12 protein-coding genes are annotated in these 19,030 nt (G+C 67.4%); 7 read left to right on the top strand and 5 right to left on the bottom strand.

Annotated elements, in window-relative coordinates:
• Positions 1–17: 17 nt before the first annotated feature.
• Complete coding sequence (locus JF781_RS03945) at positions 18–2,522, bottom strand: FHA domain-containing protein (RefSeq protein ID WP_374109665.1); 2,505 nt, start codon at positions 2,520–2,522, stop codon at positions 18–20.
• A 152-nt stretch (positions 2,523–2,674) separates the two neighbouring features.
• Here JF781_RS03945 and JF781_RS03950 point away from each other — a divergent pair, with 152 nt between their 5' ends.
• The 3 genes from JF781_RS03950 (at position 2,675) to JF781_RS03960 (ending at position 8,512) form a co-directional block, all read left to right on the top strand.
• Positions 2,675–4,738 carry a serine/threonine-protein kinase gene (locus tag JF781_RS03950; protein ID WP_225327495.1) on the top strand — a complete coding sequence of 688 codons (2,064 nt, stop codon included), beginning with the start codon at positions 2,675–2,677 and terminating at the stop codon, positions 4,736–4,738.
• 126 nt (positions 4,739–4,864) lie between these two features.
• A complete protein-coding gene (uvrB, locus tag JF781_RS03955; RefSeq protein WP_225327496.1) occupies positions 4,865–7,036 on the top strand; it encodes an excinuclease ABC subunit UvrB in 2,172 nt (723 codons plus the stop codon).
• Between the two features lie 57 nt (positions 7,037–7,093).
• The gene (locus JF781_RS03960) at positions 7,094–8,512 is read left to right on the top strand and encodes an MFS transporter (protein WP_225327497.1); all 1,419 of its coding nucleotides are present in this window, start codon (positions 7,094–7,096) and stop codon (positions 8,510–8,512) included.
• 12 nt (positions 8,513–8,524) lie between these two features.
• On the opposite strand, the gene JF781_RS03965 is transcribed toward JF781_RS03960, so the two are convergent.
• Complete coding sequence (locus tag JF781_RS03965) at positions 8,525–10,108, bottom strand: hypothetical protein (RefSeq protein ID WP_225327498.1); 1,584 nt, start codon at positions 10,106–10,108, stop codon at positions 8,525–8,527.
• 284 nt (positions 10,109–10,392) lie between these two features.
• On the opposite strand from JF781_RS03965, the gene JF781_RS03970 reads away from it, so the two are divergent.
• Positions 10,393–10,836: a universal stress protein gene (locus JF781_RS03970; RefSeq protein ID WP_225327499.1), complete on the top strand. Its 444-nt coding sequence runs from the start codon at positions 10,393–10,395 to the stop codon at positions 10,834–10,836.
• Between the two features lie 19 nt (positions 10,837–10,855).
• Here the strand turns inward: JF781_RS03970 and JF781_RS03975 are convergent, their stop codons facing one another.
• Positions 10,856–11,554, bottom strand: a complete 699-nt coding sequence (locus JF781_RS03975) for an MBL fold metallo-hydrolase (protein WP_225327500.1) — start codon at positions 11,552–11,554, stop codon at positions 10,856–10,858.
• Between the two features lie 131 nt (positions 11,555–11,685).
• On the opposite strand from JF781_RS03975, the gene uvrA reads away from it, so the two are divergent.
• Entirely contained in the window at positions 11,686–14,604 is a 2,919-nt protein-coding gene (gene uvrA / locus JF781_RS03980) for an excinuclease ABC subunit UvrA (RefSeq protein ID WP_225327501.1), read from the top strand.
• 84 nt (positions 14,605–14,688) lie between these two features.
• Here the strand turns inward: uvrA and JF781_RS03985 are convergent, their stop codons facing one another.
• Positions 14,689–14,934 (bottom strand): hypothetical protein, encoded by a 246-nt coding sequence (locus JF781_RS03985; protein WP_225327502.1) that lies wholly within the window; start codon positions 14,932–14,934, stop codon positions 14,689–14,691.
• A gap of 338 nt (positions 14,935–15,272) precedes the next feature.
• On the opposite strand from JF781_RS03985, the gene JF781_RS03990 reads away from it, so the two are divergent.
• Both JF781_RS03990 and JF781_RS03995 read left to right on the top strand, forming a co-directional pair.
• The gene (locus tag JF781_RS03990) at positions 15,273–16,007 is read left to right on the top strand and encodes a hypothetical protein (RefSeq protein ID WP_225327503.1); all 735 of its coding nucleotides are present in this window, start codon (positions 15,273–15,275) and stop codon (positions 16,005–16,007) included.
• A 361-nt stretch (positions 16,008–16,368) separates the two neighbouring features.
• Complete coding sequence (locus tag JF781_RS03995) at positions 16,369–16,971, top strand: bifunctional 2-polyprenyl-6-hydroxyphenol methylase/3-demethylubiquinol 3-O-methyltransferase UbiG (protein WP_225327504.1); 603 nt, start codon at positions 16,369–16,371, stop codon at positions 16,969–16,971.
• 38 nt (positions 16,972–17,009) lie between these two features.
• Here the strand turns inward: JF781_RS03995 and JF781_RS04000 are convergent, their stop codons facing one another.
• Positions 17,010–18,875 carry a bifunctional diguanylate cyclase/phosphodiesterase gene (locus JF781_RS04000; RefSeq protein ID WP_225327505.1) on the bottom strand — a complete coding sequence of 622 codons (1,866 nt, stop codon included), beginning with the start codon at positions 18,873–18,875 and terminating at the stop codon, positions 17,010–17,012.
• Between the last annotated feature and the right edge of the window lie 155 nt (positions 18,876–19,030).

Here is a 19,030-nt window from a genome sequence, read left to right on the forward strand (position 1 = left end):
TCCTGAATGATGTCACCCTACCGGCGCAACCGGATCTTCCACCGCACAAAGCCGGCATACAGCAGCGACAGCGCGGCCAGCATGCCCATGTCGAGCAGCCAGCTCTTCGGCGTGTGCTGCCAGAACCTGTCCTGCGACAGCAGCGAATCGGGCACCAGGTGCCGCAGGTCGACCGTCGACGAGGCGGCGGCGTAGCCCCAGCGCGCCGGCATCGCCCAGGACAGCTGGTTCAGGCCGAGCCGGCCGGTCACGGGCACCATGCCGCCGCACAGCACCAGCTGCGCCATCACGGTCACCACGAACAGCGGCATGATCTGCTCGCTGGAGCGCACCAGCGACGAGATGGCCAGTCCCAGGATGGCCGACGCGACGCACGTCGCGGCGACGGTGGCAAACAGTTCGACGGTGGCCCCGAGCGTGGAGTGGCCGAACAGAACCGCGCCGCGCGTGGGTGCGCCCTTGCCGGCCACCACGATTGCCGTGACGATCGCCGACTGCAGGATGGCGAACGCGCAGAACACCGCGCTCTTGGCGAGCAGGTAGGCGGTGGTCGACAGGCCGACAGCCTGCTCCCGCTGGAAGATGGCCCGTTCGCCGACCAGGTCGCGAATCGTCAAGGCGGTGCCCATGAATGCCGCGGCCGGCATCAACAGGGCAAGTATCTGTGCGGCCTCGTCGGGCGTTCCCGCGTTCGGCCCGGGCGCACGAAATCCGTTGCTGCCCGGGACGGTCAATGACAGCGAACCCAGGATGAACGGCAGGAGCGCCAGGAAGACGAAGTAGGCGCGGTCGGCGACGACGAGGCGAAATTGCCGTCGGGCGATGGTCGAGATCTGGCGTCGCACGCTGGTGTGCACCGGCTCGCCGAGGCCGCTGGGCTCATCGGCCTTGTCCGGCACGCGCTTTTGGGCCTCGCTCCGTTCTACAAAGCGACGGTTCGCCTCGTCCGGGTCGGCGCCGACCTGGGTGAAGATCTTGGCCCAGTTGGTGGTCCCCATCGCGTCGCCGATCTGCTCGGGCGAGCCGCGGTAGGCCGTCTTGCCGCCGGGGGCCATCAGCAACACCTGGTCGCAGACGTCCAGGTAGGACAGCGAGTGCGTGACCACCAGCACGACGCGACCGGCGTCGGCCAACTGGCGCAGCATTGTCATGACCTGCAGGTCGAGCGCGGGGTCCAGGCCCGAGGTGGGCTCGTCGAGGATCAGCAGTGACGGCCCGGTCAGCAGCTCGAGCGCCACCGACGCGCGTTTGCGTTGCCCGCCGGAGAGCTTGTCGACGCGGGTGTCGGCGTGCTTGGTCAGGTCGAGCTCCTCGAGCACCTGGGCGACGACCTTGGCGCGGTCCGCTTTGCCCGTGTCGGGCGGCAGCCGCAGCTCGGCGGCGTAGCCCAGCGCCTGGTTGACGGTCAGCTGGCGATGCACCACGTCGTCCTGGGGCACCATGCCGATCCTGCTGCGCAGGGACGCGTACTCGGCGTGAATGTTGTGTCCCTCGAACGTAACTGAGCCCCAGCTCGGGGTGGTGTAGCCGGCGATGAGCCTGGCCAAGGTGCTCTTTCCGGCGCCCGACCCGCCGATCACGGCGGTCAGTGTTCCGGGACGGGCGATCAGCGAGATGTCGTCGAGCAGTTGTTTTCCGTTGTCCACGACGTACTTGACGTTGCGCACCTCGAGACCGCCGCTGCGCGTCGCGGCCTCGCTGCGTGGGGTGAGCGTGCCGGCGCGGAAGACCAGGTCGACGTTGCCGATGGTGACGACGTCGTCCTCGGACAGGATCGCCGACCCGACCCGGGTGCCGTTGACGAACGTGCCGTTGACGCTGTTGTCCCGGATCTCGGTGCCCAGCGGCGTGGGGACCAAGGTCGCGTGCTGACGCGACGCCAACACGTCGGGGACGACGATGTCGTTTTCGGGGGCACGCCCGATGGTCATGGCGCCGGTCGTGCCCGCGGCGGACGACGCGCGCGGGGAGAGCAATCTCACAAAACGCGTCGCCAGGTTCGACACGTCGGCCGTCTTGGCGTCGATCACCGTGAATTCCGTTGCGGGTGAAACGGAGTGGACGACGGTCGGCGGCTCGGGTGGACCGCCCCGGCCCGCCGGCGGCCGATGCGGCACGTTCTGTTGCGCGCCCGGCGCGGACCACGCCAGTGTCGGCGGGCCGGAATCGTGGCGGGGCCGGGTGCGGGCCGGGCGGCCGGCGTGGCCCTGGCGGGGCCCGATCGCGAAGGTCAGGTGCGGGCCCCGCGGGTTCCCGACGTGGATGCTCTGGCCGTCGTGGATGTCGATGACCGGCATCCGGTAACCGTTGAGATAGGTCCCGTTCAGGGAGCCGTTATCGATTGCCAGCCAGCGGCCTTGGTCGAAACGCAGGATCAGATGCGCGCGCGAGATTCGCGGATCGGCGATCCGCACGTCGGCCTGCACGTCGCGTCCGACGACCACTTCGTGTCCGGCCGCGAAGGATCGTTGGGACCCGTCGTGCCGAATCGTCAGGAGGGGCGGGGCGGGTCGAGTCACCACTCAAGTATCGGGCCGCGCCGGCCATGCTTCGATGAGATCCGGCTGTGACTTCCCTTTGTTTCGGCTCGGCGATTCATAGCGCTTTCATAGTCGGCTGAGTCGAATCGCCCACTGGCGTGCGGCATTATTCGAACGAGGGGGCCAAGCGATTAATGGATGAGCACAAGCGAACGACCCGGCGCATCGGCACCGGGCGACGACTGCTGGGCAACCCGCGCCAGGCCCGTGAGGCCCTGCGCGCGGGTTTTCACTCGCTGCCCGCCATGCCGATCGGGCAGCTGTTTCGCCGGATACCACCGGTAAGTTCCGCGCCGAACGCGGAACCCGAAGCGGCACAACCGCGCAGCGAGTCCAGTGCGCCGCGTCTTGCGGTGGGAAACGGCGCGTCCTTCGCCGGCTACACGATCTTGCGGCAGCTGGGCGCCGGCGGTATGGCCGAGGTCTACCTGGCGTTGCATCCCCGGCTGCCGCGCCGCGACGTGATCAAAGTTCTCGCCGAGGCGGTGACGGCCGATCCCGAGTTCCGCGAAAGGTTCAACCGGGAAGCCGATCTCGCGGCGACGCTGTGGCATCCGCACATCGTCGGCGTCCACGACCGCGGCGCATTCAACGGGCATCTGTGGATTTCGATGGACTATGTCGAGGGCACCGATGCGTCGCGGTTGGTCAAAGAGGGCCACCCCGAAGGCATGCCGATCCACGAGGTGGGCGCCATCGTGCACGCGGTCGCGGGCGCGCTGGACTACGCGCATGACCGTGGCCTGCTGCACCGCGACGTCAAGCCCGCCAACATCCTGCTCACCCATCCCGAAGACGGGGAGCGCCGAATCCTGTTGGCGGACTTCGGTGTCGCACGTCACCTGGGTGACGTGAGCGGCATCACCGAGACCAATGTCGCGGTGGGAACGGTGGCCTACGCGGCACCCGAGCAGCTTGCGGGTGCGCCTATCGACGGGCGGGCCGACCAATATGCTTTGGCGGCAACGGCTTTCCACCTGCTCACCGGTGCCCCGCCGTTCCAGCATTCCAACCCGATCGCGGTGATCAGCCAGCACCTGCACGAGGCCCCTCCTCGGCTCAGCGATTTTCGGCCGGATCTGGCGGGGCTCGACGAGGTGTTCTCGAAGGCGCTGGCCAAACGGCCCGAGGACAGGTTCGCGCGGTGCCGCGAGTTCGCGACCGCCGTCAGCGAGCAGTTCTCCGAAGCGGGCCGCCGCCCGCCGCGCGCCGTTCCGTTGACACCGCACCGCCGGCGCGGGCCCGGTGGCGCCCTGGCGGCTTTGAACCACCGCTTTTCGTCGAAAACCCGGTGGGCCGCGGCGCTGGTGTGCGCGGTGCTCGTGGCCGTCGCGGCGACCTGGTCGATCCTGTACTCCGTCGAGCCCGCCGCGCCGCCGCCCCACCCCACGCTCGCGTCCAAACCGTCGGTCCCCGTTGCGAGTGCCGCGCCTACCGCGGGGGGACCGGCGCTGAATGGGACGTACCGGCTGGACTACGACCAGACCAAGCGGACCACCAACGGCATCGGCATCCGCCACCGCGGGGCCACCACCGACTGGTGGGCGTTCCGGTCGGCCTGTACGACCAACGGATGCGCGGCGACCGGGACCCAGCTCGACGATGCCACGCACCAACTGGCCAGCACCGCCGGCGGCGGCCAGGCCGACACCCTGCGCTACGTGGGTGGCTACTGGCAAGGGGCGCCCGAGCCGTTGCGGGTGGGCTGCGCCCAGCCGAACGGACGGGTCCCGGCCACCCAGCAGGAGACCGTCGCGTGGTCGCTGGCGCCGCAGGCCGACGGCACGCTGCGGGGCACGGAGACCGAGACCGTGCTCAGCGACGAGTGCGGCGCTCAGGGGGCGGTGGTCCGGGTGCCCGTGGTGGCCACCCGGGCGGGCGCCGCGCCGGCCGGGGTGGCGTTGGGCGACCCCACCCAGGTCATCAACACCTCGGCCACCGCGGCCGCCCCGGCGCCGCCCGTGCTCGGCGGGTTGTGCGCCGACGTCGGCAAGGTCGCCTACGACCCGACCAACAACGAGCAGATCGTGTGCGAGGGCAGCAGCTGGGCCAAGGCGCCCATCACGATGGGCGTGCACGCGGCCGGCAGCTCGTGCGACCGGCCGGGCACCTCGGTGTTCGCCATGAGCACCTCCAGCGACGGCTACCTGTTGCAATGCGATCCGGTCACCCGGACGTGGACGCGTCCCGCGGGATAGCCGGGGACGGCCGCGCGGCGCGGTGTGGACACGACCGGCCGCGGGCGATGGCCACCCCTATGAGCGCGCCGGCTCGTAAAGACCAGCTCCAACGCACTTGTCGGTGAGCGCCTCTACCCTGGTGGCATGGCATTTGCCACGGAACATCCAGTAGTCGCTCATTCGGAATACCGCCCGGCGGAAGAGGCCGTGGCGGGGTTGGTGCGCGTCGGCGGCCGCTTCGAAGTGGTCAGCCCGCACGATCCTGCAGGGGACCAGCCGGCGGCCATCGACGAGCTGGAGCGCCGGATCAGGGCGGGGGAGCGCGACGTGGTGCTGCTCGGCGCCACCGGCACCGGGAAGTCGGCCACCACCGCCTGGCTCATCGAGCGGCTGCAGCGGCCGACCCTGGTCATGGCGCCCAACAAGACGCTGGCCGCCCAGCTGGCCAACGAGTTGCGGGAGATGTTGCCGCACAACGCCGTTGAGTACTTCGTGTCGTACTACGACTACTACCAGCCCGAGGCGTACATCGCGCAGACCGACACCTACATCGAGAAGGACAGCTCGATCAACGACGACGTGGAGCGGTTGAGGCACTCCGCGACGTCGTCGCTGCTGTCGCGGCGCGACGTGGTCGTGGTGGCGTCGGTGTCGTGCATCTACGGCCTGGGCACACCGCAGTCGTACCTGGACCGCTCGGTGGAGCTGCGGGTCGGCAACGAGGTGCCCCGGGACGGGCTGCTGCGGCTGCTGGTCGACGTCCAGTACACCCGCAACGACCTGTCCTTCACCCGCGGGTCTTTCCGGGTGCGCGGTGACACGGTGGAGATCATCCCGTCCTACGAAGAGCTGGCGGTGCGCATCGAGTTCTTCGGCGACGAGATCGAGGCGCTGTATTACCTGCACCCGCTGACGGGCGACGTGATCCGCCAGGTCGACTCGCTGCGCATCTTCCCGGCCACCCACTACGTGGCCGGTCCCGAGCGGATGGCCCACGCCATCTCGACGATCGAGGAGGAACTGGCCGCCCGGCTGGCCGAGCTGGAGGGCCAGGGCAAGCTGCTCGAGGCGCAGCGCCTGAGGATGCGCACCAACTACGACATCGAAATGATGCGCCAGGTCGGGTTCTGCTCGGGCATCGAGAACTACTCGCGCCACATCGACGGCCGGGGGGCGGGCTCGCCGCCGGCGACCCTGCTCGACTACTTCCCGGAAGACTTCCTGATGGTCATCGACGAGTCGCACGTCACCGTGCCGCAGATCGGCGGCATGTACGAGGGCGACATGTCGCGCAAGCGCAACCTGGTCGAATACGGGTTCCGGTTGCCTTCGGCGTGCGATAACCGCCCGCTGACGTGGGAGGAGTTCGCCGACCGCATCGGGCAGACGGTGTATCTGTCGGCCACCCCGGGCCCCTACGAGCTCAGCCAGTCCGGTGGCGAGTTCGTCGAGCAGGTCATCCGGCCCACCGGCCTGGTGGACCCGAAGGTGGTGGTCAAGCCGACCAAGGGGCAGATCGACGACCTGATCGGCGAGATCCGCAAGCGCACCGACGCCGACCAGCGCGTGCTGGTCACGACGCTCACCAAGAAGATGGCCGAGGACCTCACCGACTACCTGCTCGAGATGGGGATCCGGGTGCGCTATCTGCACTCGGAGGTCGACACGCTGCGCCGGGTGGAACTGTTGCGCCAGCTGCGGCTCGGCGAGTACGACGTGCTGGTTGGCATCAACCTGCTGCGCGAGGGTCTGGACCTGCCGGAGGTGTCGCTCGTCGCCATCCTGGATGCCGACAAAGAGGGGTTCCTGCGGTCGGCGCGCAGCCTGATCCAAACCATCGGCCGCGCCGCCCGCAACGTCTCCGGCGAAGTGCACATGTACGCCGACACGATCACCGACTCGATGAAGGAGGCGATCGACGAGACCGAACGGCGCCGGGCGAAGCAGGTCGCCTACAACGAGGCCCACGGGATCGACCCGCAACCGCTGCGCAAGAAGATCGCCGACATCCTCGACCAGGTCTATCGCGAGGCGGACGACAGCGAAACGGTGGAGATCGGCGGGTCAGGGCGCAATGCGTCCCGCGGTCGGCGCGCACAGGGCGAGCCGGGCCGCGCGGTCAGCGCCGGGGTGTTCGAGGGGCGCGACACCGCGAGCATGCCCCGCGCCGAGCTGGCCGACCTGATCAAGGACCTGACCGCGCAGATGATGGCCGCCGCCCGCGACCTGCAGTTCGAGCTGGCCGCGCGGTTCCGGGACGAGATCGCCGACCTCAAGAAGGAACTGCGCGGGATGGACGCCGCCGGCCTGAAATGAGTTTGCTGGCAACCGATCTCCGGCCGGTATCCCCGCCGCACCCCATACGGTAGAGGGGTGACCGACGCGGCGACTATCACCGGCGGCTGGCGAGAGCTGCTGGGCGCCAGGTATCTGAGGACGTCAATCCTGTTGGCCGGCGGGGTAGCGCTTTACGCCACCAACGAGTTCCTGACCACCAGCTTGTTGCCCAACACCATCGCCGAGATCGGCGGAAGTCGGCTCTACGCGTGGGTGACGACGCTGTACCTGGTCGGGTCGGTGGTCGCGGCGACGATGGTCAATCCGATGCTGCTGCGCGTCGGGGCGCGGTCGTCGTATTTGTTCGGACTCGCCGTGTTCGGCATCGCCAGCCTGGTTTGCGCCGCCGCGCCCACCATGCATGTTTTGATTGCTGGACGGGCGATGCAGGGGGTGGCCGGGGGGCTGCTGGCCGGCCTGGGCTATGCGGTGATCAACTCCGCGCTGCCCCGCTGGCTGTGGACGCGGGGCTCCGCGCTGGTGTCGGCGATGTGGGGCGTGGCGACCGTGGTGGGCCCGACGACGGGCGGCCTGTTCGCGCAGCTCGGCATCTGGCGGTGGGCCTTTGTCGCGATGGCCGTACTGACCGTCCTGATGGCGATGCTGGTGCCCGTCGCGCTGGCCCGCGTCGACCCGACGAACGGCATCCCGCGGATGAAGGTGCCCGTGTGGTCGCTCCTGATCATCGGTGTGGCCGCACTGGCCGTCAGCGCCGCGCAGATTCCGCGCAACACCGTCGCGACGTACGGGCTGCTCGCGGCCGGCATCCTGCTTGTCGTCCTGTTCGTGATCGTCGACTGGCGCATGCACGCGGCCATTTTGCCGCCCAGCGTATTCTCTCCCGGGCCGTTGAAGTGGATCTATCTCACCATGGGCGTCCTGATGGGCGCGGCGATGGTGAACACGTACGTGCCGCTGTTCGGGCAGCGGTTGGCCCATCTGACGCCGATCGCGGCCGGATTCCTGGGTGCCGCGCTCGCCCTCGGGTGGACGGTCAGCGAAATCGTCAGCGCCTCGCTGGAAAACCCCCGAACGATCGGGCGGGTGGTCATGGTGGCGCCGCTGGTGGCGGCGTCCGGCCTGGCGCTGGGGGCCGTGGCCCGGCACGGCGACGGATCCGCCTGGACCGCCGCGCTGTGGGCGGTGGCCCTGCTGGTCGCCGGCGTCGGGATCGGGATGGCCTGGCCGCACCTGTCGGCCCGCGCGATGGCCAGCGTCGACGATCCCGCGGAGGGCGGCGCCGCCTCGGCGGCGATCAACACCGTCCAGCTGACCTCCGCGGCGATCGGCGCCGGGCTGGCCGGCGTCGTCGTCAACACCGCCACCGGCGGCGAGGCGATGGCGGCCCACCTGCTGTTTACGGTCTTCACCGCGTTGAGCGCTGCCGGTGTGGCGGTGTCGTACGCCGCGACCCGCGCCACGCGCCAGGCGCGGCCGGTCGTCAGCGTGGGCTGAGCCGGTCGGCGATCACCGCGTGGACTTCACCACCTGCGAGTAGTGGAATTGCCAGCGCTCGACGATGTGGAAGCCGAGGTAGCCCGGGAATCGGTACGCCGGGGCGCGCCCGAATGCGCTTCCGGGCGGCAGCGCATGTCCGGATTGGTGATCGGGCAGCGACACGTCTTTGTTGGTAATGGTCCAGATGGTCGAGCATTTGTTGATTTTGGCCGTGGTCAGCCATACGGCGACGTGGCCGTCCCACAGCGAGCCGACCTTCGGGCCGTACACGCCGCGCTCGACGTCGATCAGCGACCGGAAGGCCGCCGGCCGGGTGGCCAGCAGCGCCCGGATCGGGCCGGGCCGCCACGGCACGGTGTTGTCGACCATCAGGCAGTCGCCGGGGGCGGCGTGTGAGGCGATCAGGTCGGCGACCTGGCTGTAGTCCCAGCCCTCCTTGGCGTACGGCCAGCGCTGGACGAACAGGTAATTCGGCACCGCGGCGATGGCGAACAGCAGCACAGCGGCGACCATGAGCCAGGGCCGGCGCGCCAGCGTGGCGATGCAGACGGCCAGGACGATGGCCATCGCTGGCGCGGTGAAGATCAGATAGCGCGGGTAGTAGATCGGTTCGCTGACGGCCGAATAGATGACGATGAGCGCGGTCGGAATGACCATCCACGCCGCGCAGAGCATCAGCAAGCGGCGCGTGTCGCCGGCCGGGGCCGGCGCACCGGCCAGCCGGGACAGCGCCGCCGCGACGATCAGCACCGCGCTCAGCACGGCAAAAGCGACGCTGTGGTCGAAGTACTGCCGCAGGATGATGTCGAACGCGTAATGCCAGCTCACCGGGTAGATCCAGCCGACCTGCCACACCTGGCCATGAGCGAACAGCGCGAACGGAACCATGGCCCCGACCGCGACGGCCGAACTGCCGGCCCACCACAAGACCGGGGACCTGCGGGCCCCCGCGGGGAGCAGCAGGGGCAGGATCGCGCCGTACACCGGCACCAGCAACAGCAGGTTGACGTTCAGCAGGATCGACAGCATCAATCCCAGCGCGTAGCAAATCCACCAGCGCGGCCTGTTGCGCCGGACGGCGGCCACGAACAACACCGTCAGCCACACCGACGCGGCCGCCACGAAGCCATACGAACGCGCCTCCATGCCGGCCCACGTCGTGCGGGGCAGGATGGCGAAGACGACGCCGGCGCACACCGCCGTCGACCGCGTCGCGAACCGCTTGGTGAACACCGTGACCCCGGCGGCGGCGGCGCCCACTGCCAGCGCGCTGGGCAGCCGAGAGAAGAACTCGGTGGGCGGAAACAGCGCGAACCAACCGTGCATCACCAGGTAATACAGCCCATGCACGGCGTCGATGTGGCCCAGCAGCCGCCACAGCTCCGGCAGCGTCCGGCTCGCCGCGGCCGAGATCGTGGCCCCCTCGTCGAACCACAGCGACGGCCGGCAGGCCCAGGCGGCGCTGACGACGGTGGCGAACAGGGCGATCGCCCACGGGTCGAGCAACCTGCCGCGGGGGCGCTCGGCGACGGATTTGTCGACAACATCCCCGGCGCGCGGCTCGAAAATCGGCTCGAGGGTGGGCATGGACATGATGATTGTTACTGTAGGGCGCGGCCGGTCGGGCCGGTCACAAACAGCACCCGCCGCATTCGCAGTTCGCGCCCGTATTCACGAAAAGCGGCGTCATGCAACGCTTTCCGTTATCGCCCCGAGCATGCGATTGTTTCTTCATTGTCGATATTGTCCGTTGGTGCAGCCAGACGCCGCAAATCGCGGGTGCGCCACGCCACACCGTGTCGTTCATCTATCTCCTCTGCATCGAGCAAACGCGATACTGTCTTGGGTTGGCTGACCAACCGAAACTGGGAGGGTAAATGGGCGCCTATCGGACTGTGGTGGTAGGAACCGATGGCTCGGACTCGTCGATGCGCGCGGTGGAGAAGGCGGCGCAGATCGCCGGGCCGGACGCCAAGCTGATCGTGGCCTCGGCGTACTTGCCCCAACATGAGGACGCCCGGGCCGCCGACGCCCTCCGGGATGAAAGCTACAAGGTTTCGGGCACCGCGCCGATTTACGCGATTCTGCGCGACGCCAAGGACCGCGCCCAGGCGGCCGGTGCGCAAAACATCGACGAGCGCCCGATCGTGGGGGCGCCGGTCGACGCGCTGGTGCATCTCGCCGAGGAAGAGCACGCTGACCTGCTCGTGGTCGGCAACGTCGGTCTGAGCACCATCGCCGGCCGGCTGCTGGGATCGGTGCCGGCCAACGTGTCGCGGCGGGCCAAGACCGACGTCCTGATCGTGCACACCACGACGTAGAAGCCCGGCCTGCCGGCGACTACCAGCCCCGCGCCCGCCATTCGCTCAGGTGGGGGCGCTCGGCGCCCAACACCGTGTCGTCGCCGTGGCCGGGGTAGATGACGGTCGAGTCGTCATACACGTCGAACACCCGGGTGGTGACGTCGTCGAGCAGCTGCTCGAAATCGCCGGGCTGCCAAGTTTTGCCGACGCCGCCCGGGAACAGGCAGTCGCCGGTGAACAACTGCGTGACCCCGCCGGTCGCGGGTCCGTCGAGGGCCAGCGCGATCGATCCGGGGGTGTGACCCCGCAGGTGGATGACGTCGAAGTTCAGCTCGCCGATCCGCACCGTGTCACCGCCCGCCAGCAAACGGTCCGGCTTGACCGGCAGCGCCTCGGCGTCGATTTCGTTGGCGGCGGTCGGCGCGCCAGTCGCTTTGGCCACGGCGTCCAGGGCCTGCCAGTGGTCGAAGTGCTGATGGCTGGTCACGATCAACGACACCTTCGGCGCGTTCTGCCGGATGAGGCCGATCAGGTCGTCGGCATCGTTGGCGGCGTCGATGAGCAGTGTTTCGCCGGTGGCGGAACACGTCACCAGATAAGCATTGTTGTCCATGGGGCCCACCGACGCCTTTATGATCGTGGCGCCGGGTAGGGTCCGGCGGGCCGCGGTACCAGGGTCGACGTGTCCCGTGTAGTTGTCGACGAGCTTGTCAGTGGGGCCGTCCTGGGCAGTCATAGCGGCCACGTTACTGGTCACACGCTGCTTGTCGGTATGGACACATAGCATGGAATGCGCCGTGCGCAATTCCGATCCGGATCGGCTTTGCGGCTACGGAAAGTTGCCGATAGTTCCTGAGAGGGGCAGCGTTGGCTGACCGTCTGATCATCAAGGGCGCCCGCGAGCACAACCTGCGCGGCGTCGACCTCGACCTGCCCCGCGACGCGCTGATCGTCTTCACCGGGCTGTCGGGTTCGGGCAAGTCGTCGCTGGCCTTCGACACGATTTTCGCCGAGGGGCAGCGGCGCTACGTGGAGTCGCTGTCGGCCTACGCCCGCCAGTTCCTCGGGCAGATGGACAAGCCGGACGTGGACTTCATCGAGGGCCTCTCCCCGGCGGTGTCCATCGACCAGAAGTCCACCAACCGCAACCCGAGGTCGACGGTCGGCACCATCACCGAGGTCTACGACTACCTGCGGTTGCTGTACGCGCGCGCGGGCACCCCGCACTGCCCGGTGTGTGGTGAGCGGATCGCCCGCCAGACCCCGCAGCAAATCGTGGATCAGGTGCTGGCGATGCCGGAGGGCACCCGGTTCCAGGTGCTCGCCCCGGTGGTGCGCACCCGCAAGGGCGAGTTCGCCGACCTCTTCGAGAAGCTCAACGCCCAGGGCTACAGCCGGGTCCGGGTCGACGGCGTCGTGCATCCGCTGACCGATCCGCCGAAGCTGAAGAAGCAGGAGAAGCACGACATCGAGGTGGTGGTGGACCGCCTCACCGTGAAGGCCAGCGCCAAGCAGCGGCTCACCGACTCGGTGGAAACCGCGCTGAATCTGGCCGACGGCATCGTGGTGCTCGAGTTCGTCGATCACGAGCACGACGCCCACAATCGCGAGCAGCGGTTCTCCGAGAAGCTGGCCTGCCCCAACGGCCACGCGCTGGCCGTCGACGACCTGGAGCCGCGGTCGTTCTCGTTCAACTCGCCGTACGGCGCCTGCCCCGAGTGCAGCGGGCTGGGCATCCGCAAGGAGGTCGACCCCGACCTGGTGGTGCCCGACCCCGAGCGCACCCTGGCCGAGGGCGCGGTGGCGCCGTGGTCGACGGGCCACACGGGGGAGTACTTCACCCGGATGATGGCCGGGCTCGGTGACGAGCTGGGCTTCGACGTCGACACCCCGTGGCGCAAGCTGCCGGCCAAGGCCCGCAAGGCGATCCTCGAGGGCTCCGACCATCAGGTGCACGTGCGGTACCGCAACCGGTACGGCCGAACCCGGTCGTATTACGCCGATTTCGAGGGCGTGCTGGCGTTTTTGCAGCGCAAGATGGCGCAGACCGAATCCGAGCAGATGAAGGAACGCTACGAGGGCTTCATGCGCGACGTGCCGTGCCCGGTCTGCGAGGGCACCCGGCTCAAGCCGGAGATCCTGGCCGTGTCGTTGAGCGCGGGGAATCGCGGCAAGAAGTCCATCGCCGAGGTCTGTGAGCTGTCGATCTCCGATTGCGCCGACTTCCTCAACACCCTCACCCTGGGGCCGCGCGAGCAGGCGATCGCCGGGCAGGTGCTCAAGGAAATCCAGTCGCGGCTGGGCTTTTTGCTCGACGTCGGGCTGGAATATCTGTCGCTGTCCCGCGCGGCGGCCACGCTGTCCGGCGGTGAGGCGCAACGCATCCGGCTGGCCACCCAGATCGGGTCCGGTCTGGTGGGCGTGCTCTACGTGCTCGACGAGCCGTCCATCGGGCTGCATCAGCGCGACAACCGTCGCCTCATCGAAACCCTCACTCGCCTAAGGGGTTTGGGCAACACTCTGATTGTCGTCGAGCACGACGAGGACACCATCGCGCACGCCGACTGGATCGTGGACATCGGCCCGCGGGCCGGCGAGCACGGCGGCCAGATCGTGCACAGCGGCACCTACAGCGAGCTGCTGGCCAACAAGGACTCGATCACGGGCGCCTACCTGTCGGGCAAGGAAAGCATCGAGATGCCGGCGATCCGGCGTCCCGTCGACCGGCGCCGTCAGCTCACCGTCGTCGGCGCCCGCGAGCACAACCTGCGCGGCATCGACGTCTCGTTCCCGCTCGGGGTGCTCACGTCGGTGACCGGCGTGTCCGGGTCCGGCAAGTCGACTCTGGTCAACGACATCCTCGCGGCGGTGCTGGCCAACCGGCTCAACGGCGCCCGGCAGGTTCCCGGGCGTCACACCCGGGTCACCGGGCTTGACCACCTGGACAAGCTGGTGCGGGTGGACCAGTCGCCGATCGGGCGCACGCCGCGGTCGAATCCGGCCACCTACACCGGCGTGTTCGACAAGATCCGCACCCTGTTCGCCGCCACCACCGAGGCCAAAGTCCGTGGCTACCAACCGGGCCGGTTCTCGTTCAACGTCAAGGGCGGCCGCTGCGAAGCGTGCACCGGTGACGGCACCATCAAGATCGAGATGAACTTTTTGCCCGACGTGTACGTCCCGTGCGAGGTGTGTCATGGCGCCCGGTACAACCGGGAGACCCTCGAGGTGCACTACAAGGGCAAGACCATCTCCGAGGTGCTGGACATGTCCATCGAGGAGGCGGCCGAATTCTTCGAGCCGATCACCGGCATCCACCGCTATCTGCGCACCCTGGTCGACGTCGGTCTCGGTTATGTGCGGCTCGGCCAGCCGGCGCCGACGTTGTCCGGCGGCGAGGCGCAGCGCGTCAAACTGGCCGCCGAACTGCAGAAGCGCTCCACCGGACGCACCATCTACATCCTCGACGAGCCCACCACGGGGCTGCATTTCGACGACATCCGCAAGCTGCTCAAGGTCATCAACGGCCTTGTCGACAAGGGCAATACGGTCATCGTCATCGAACACAACCTGGACGTCATCAAGACCTCGGACTGGATCGTCGACATGGGCCCGGAAGGCGGCGCCGAGGGCGGAACCGTTGTCGCGGAAGGCACTCCGGAGGACGTCGCGGCGGTGCCCGAGAGCTACACCGGGAAGTTCCTCGCCGAGGTCATCGGGCGCAGCGCACCGCCGGCCAGCGCTCCCGCGCGCCGATCGACCCGGCGCCGCAAAGCCACCGCCTGAGCCCGTTTTCGCGGTAGCAGCCGATAGCGTTGTCGGGCAAGGCATCTGGCAAATCCCTCAACGGCCGCGTAGCCCCCGCGTTCCTCACGCGTCGCCGTCCCGTCGCATCGACTCGCGGATCTGGGCCAGCCGCTCGGCCGCGGCGCGCCGGCGTTCGTCGTACTCGTCCTCGACCGAGCGCCCCTCGGGTGACTCCGCATCGAGTTCGGCGGAGCCTTGTGCCGTCGAGTACCTCGCCTCAATCTTGTCGCGCACGGACTCGAACGTAGGCACACCGGCGTCGTCGTATCCGGCATCGGCGACGCCTTCAGTGGTCGGTTCGTCGGGCATACCGCCACGGTACTGCGCGCAGCTGTCGAAATAGGCAACATCCGTTGTCAGTTCTTGGAGTCGCTGTGCGTCGCATTTCGGGTGCTCTAGCCGCACGCCGGCGTTAACCATAAATCGGCCCGCCGTCGCCGGTTACTGAACGGTAGCTGACGTTTTCGTCAAATCCCCTGCGCCGCTGAGCAAGCGCGCGTTGAAATTTTCACCCGCGCTGCGCGGCTGCCATTAGCTACTTATGCCACAATCTCCTTGGTTATTTGTCGCGAGTCGAATTGAGAAAACGATTCAAGACGCGTTCAAGAAATAGTGCGGATCGCACGGTTAATAGTGGAGGCAAACCCATGGAAGCGGCTCAGCTCGAAGCAAGAGTGTTTGATGCCCCGCGGTCGGACAGTGTGTCCGGTTGGCGCGACCACGCGACGGGATGTTGGGTCGTCGCGTCCACGCCGAGGGCGGAGCCCGCGCTGTGGAATCAATACCTGGAAGGCGCGCTGGACAGCTATCGCAGGCACGGATTGGATTGGGTGCTCGACGTGGACGCCATTGCGGACGGTGCGGACACGGCGCTGTTCTTCGCCGCGCTTGACCCGCAGGGGCGCGTGGTCGGGGGCACGCGCGTCGTGGGGCCCTTGCGCTCGCCGGAGGACTCGCACGCTCTGGTGGAGTGGAAAGGCAGCCCGGGCCTTTCCCTGTTGCGCCATATGATCGCCAACCGGCTTCCGTTTGGTGTTGTGGAGGTGAAAAGCGCCTGGGCCAATTCCCGCGAATATGGCAATCAGTCGCTTTCGCGAGTTTTGGCCCGCACGGCCCTGCCGACGATGACGCTGCTGGGTGCTCAATTCGTGATGGCTACCGCGGCGGCCCATGTGCTGGAGCAGTGGCAATCCTCCGGGGGCGTCGTGGCCGCGCGCGTTCCGGCGGCGGCCTATCCGAATGAAAACTACCGAACCAAAGTGATGTGGTGGGATCGGCGCACTCTTTCCACCCATGCAGAGCCGGGGCAATTCAAGCTGATGTGCGCCGAGAACGCCGAAATCCTCAGCCGCTTTTCGGCATTGGAAGAACTGACGTCTTGACGACGCGGTCCCGGTTGGCTGCGAAGTGTTCTAGGGTCGTGTCGTGCCCATCGCTGAGCCCAAGCGTGACGTCGCCGCGTCCACGGTGAAACCGGGAAGGCGGTGTCGCACAATGAGCTCCGCGCGGATAGCGGCCACGATGACGAACATCCAGACCGCAAATTTGCTCGCGATGACGTTGCGCGACTGAGCGTTACGTCGAGGTACTTCGCGAGCCGCCGCGGCTATGCCCGCCGAGGTCGACGAGAACCGGGCCCGCGACGCGCGATGTCGAGGTCGCCGGCGCGCACGGCGCCCAGCGCGACGATGCGGATCGGGGGTCGGAGACGGGCCGGTTGCCGCGAATGCCATCATTGCGGCTATGGCTTCTCGACACACGCGATTTCGGTTCTTCTACCGGGTCGGCTTCACGCCGTGGGAGGGCCATCCGATCGGGCAGCCTCTGCGGGATCTGGTCGAGGGAACCGGTGACACACCTGCGCTTCCCAAGGGCCAGGCTCTCGACGTGGGATGTGGCACCGGAGATTGCGCCATCTACCTCGCCCAGCAGGGCTGGGAGGTCACAGGGGTCGATTACGTCGCGAAACCTCTTGAAAAGGCGCGGGCGAAGGCGCGCAACGCCGATGTCTCGGTCAATTTTGCCCGTGCCGATGTGACGCAGCTGAGTCAGTCCGGGATCGGAACGGGCTTCCAGTTGATCGTCGACAACGCTTGCATCCACAACATGAGTGGCGGCGACCGTGAGGCGTACGTCCGGGAAGTCACCGCAGTGGCGGCACCCGACGCACGGCTGTTCATTGCCGCATTCCCTCCCGGGGGCCGGTTCGGCGTGCCGGGCATTGATCACGCCGAGATCGAACGGCGCTTCGCCGCCGGCTGGACGCTGTTGTTCACGGGCGACGAGCAGGAACTCGACGATAAGAAAACCCCGGCGAATTACTACTTGTTCCAACGTCGCGCCTGAGCGGCCGACCGTCTGCCCGCGTTGGGCGTTCGGCGGGTCTAAACCGCGTTTCCCGTTCCGGAAAACCGCGTGCTGGAGAAGTTCATCGGTATGACGCGTTTGGCCAGCAGCGACTCCATTGCCGCGCTGTCGAGGGGCCGTGACAGCAGAAAGCCTTGTGCGCGATGGCAGCCCAGGCTGAGCAACCTCTCGGCGGCGGCCACGGTTTCCACCCCTTCGGCCACGACATCGAGCCCGAATGCGTCAGCCAGGGCCATCGTCGAGCGCACGATCGCCAGATCACCGGCGTTGGTATCGAGACTCTGGACAAAACCCTTGTCGATCTTGAGCGAATCGACGGGAAGAGATTTCAGATATGTCAACACACTGTAGCCGGTGCCGAAGTCATCGATGGCGATCTGTACTCCAACGTCCTTCAACGCGAACAACGTCTGACGTGTTGCGTCGATATCTTGGACCACAACGCTTTCGGTGATCTCCAGACAGACGGTGCTGGGATCAAGCCCGAACTCGTCGAGGGTGGCCGCAACGGTGTCGACGATGCCGGCCGTGACGAGCTGTACGGGAGATACGTTGACCCGCAGCACCGTGCCCTCCCCGACACCGTGTGACCGCCAGAGTCCGAATTGCGCACATGCAGAGCGCATTACTAGGCGGCCGAGTTTGGCACCGAGGTTGATCGACTCCACGACCTGGATAAACGAATCAGGCATCAACAAACCCAGAGTTGGGTGTTGCCAACGAATTAACGCCTCAGTGCCGAGGATCTCGCCGGTACGCATGTCGAACTCCGGGAGATAATGGAGCACCAACGCGCCACCACCGCCCTCGATCATCCCTTCCAGATGCAGCTCAATGTCGTTGCGGATCATGTCTGTGGTAGACATCTCCGGTCGGAACGTTGCGACGTTGTTGCCGCCGGAAGCCTTCGCCGACCGGGTGGCCTGGTCGACCCGCCGTAGCAGGTCTGACGTGGTCTCGTCCCCCGGTAGGCCTGCGGCGACGCCGATACTTACGGTGCGACTGAGCATCTCACCGTCGATGGGTATTTGTTGGCGAACCCGACCGTGCAATGAGTGTGCGAACGTTTCAGCCGCCTCGACATCCATGGCCGCGGATGGCACGACGCCAAACTCGTCGCCGCCGAAGCGGGCGACGACTGATGGAACCTGGGTGGCCTCACGAAGTAACGCAGCGAACGCCTCGATAAATCGATCGCCGGCGTCTTGGCCGAGGCGACTATTGATGACCTTGAAGCGGTCAATGGCGAGGAATATGACCGAAACGGGGCCCGGCTGTCCTTTCGCCAGCCGGTTGTCGAGGTGCGCGATGAGCGCCCTGCGGTTCAGCAGCCCGGTGAGTTCATCGTGCTCAGCGAGGTAGTGGATCTGTTGCTCGGCGACGACGCGGGCCTGCAGCTGCGCGAAAAGCGCGGCGATCGCCTGTAGCGCATTGAGTTCTTCTGGTAACCATTCACGGTCTCCGAGCTTGCCGAAGGCCATCGTGCCGGTGGTGACGTCGCCGGACAGCAGCGGAACGGCAGCCAGGGAGACCGCGGGAGCTCCAGTGCCCTCTTCGATACGGTGCTGATAGTCGGCGTTCTCCGGTTCGGGGCGGACCACTTCGGGCACCTTGAGGTGTTCGGTCCGCGCGAAGATGGAGTCGGCATCGGCGAAATACACCAGGCCGATCGGGTCGGGGTCGGCGTTACGCGGCGGGAATTCGGCGATGAGGACGGTCGCGCGGATGGAGTGATCGTTGTGTCGCAGGAAGCTGAAGTCCACACCCAGGTCGCGAACCAGATTGCCCAGCACGCGTTGGCTGATCGCGGCAGAGTCAGCCGCGGTGGCCGCCATCAATTCGGCAGCGGCAGCGGTGACCAGGTGGTCCAGGGTGCCCGACATTGCCCTAACCGTAGCGGTATCCGGTGCGCGGCGTTTGGCATTGCATAGCGCCTCTAGCAATGATTCGCTCACGTTAACACCCGAGTGTGATCAGGGTCGCGTGGAATCGGTACCGAGAGGCGTCTCGACGAGGGGACGCGGCGCCGCCGGATGGA

The sequence above is a fragment of the Mycobacterium sp. WUMAC-067 genome, assembly GCF_020217485.1.
Classification (GTDB): Bacteria; Actinomycetota; Actinomycetes; order Mycobacteriales; family Mycobacteriaceae; genus Mycobacterium.

What these genes read in the sequence shown, in the direction of transcription:
- JF781_RS03970 (WP_225327499.1), top strand. Translation starts at nt 10,393, where the DNA reads ATGGGCGCCTATCGGACTGTGGTGGTAGGAACCGATGGCTCGGACTCG.
- uvrB (WP_225327496.1), top strand. Translation starts at nt 4,865, where the DNA reads ATGGCATTTGCCACGGAACATCCAGTAGTCGCTCATTCGGAATACCGC.
- JF781_RS03965 (WP_225327498.1), bottom strand. Translation starts at nt 10,108, where the DNA reads ATGTCCATGCCCACCCTCGAGCCGATTTTCGAGCCGCGCGCCGGGGAT.
- JF781_RS03950 (WP_225327495.1), top strand. Translation starts at nt 2,675, where the DNA reads ATGGATGAGCACAAGCGAACGACCCGGCGCATCGGCACCGGGCGACGA.
- JF781_RS03985 (WP_225327502.1), bottom strand. Translation starts at nt 14,934, where the DNA reads ATGCCCGACGAACCGACCACTGAAGGCGTCGCCGATGCCGGATACGAC.
- JF781_RS03995 (WP_225327504.1), top strand. Translation starts at nt 16,369, where the DNA reads ATGGCTTCTCGACACACGCGATTTCGGTTCTTCTACCGGGTCGGCTTC.
- JF781_RS03990 (WP_225327503.1), top strand. Translation starts at nt 15,273, where the DNA reads ATGGAAGCGGCTCAGCTCGAAGCAAGAGTGTTTGATGCCCCGCGGTCG.
- JF781_RS03975 (WP_225327500.1), bottom strand. Translation starts at nt 11,554, where the DNA reads ATGACTGCCCAGGACGGCCCCACTGACAAGCTCGTCGACAACTACACG.
- JF781_RS04000 (WP_225327505.1), bottom strand. Translation starts at nt 18,875, where the DNA reads ATGTCGGGCACCCTGGACCACCTGGTCACCGCTGCCGCTGCCGAATTG.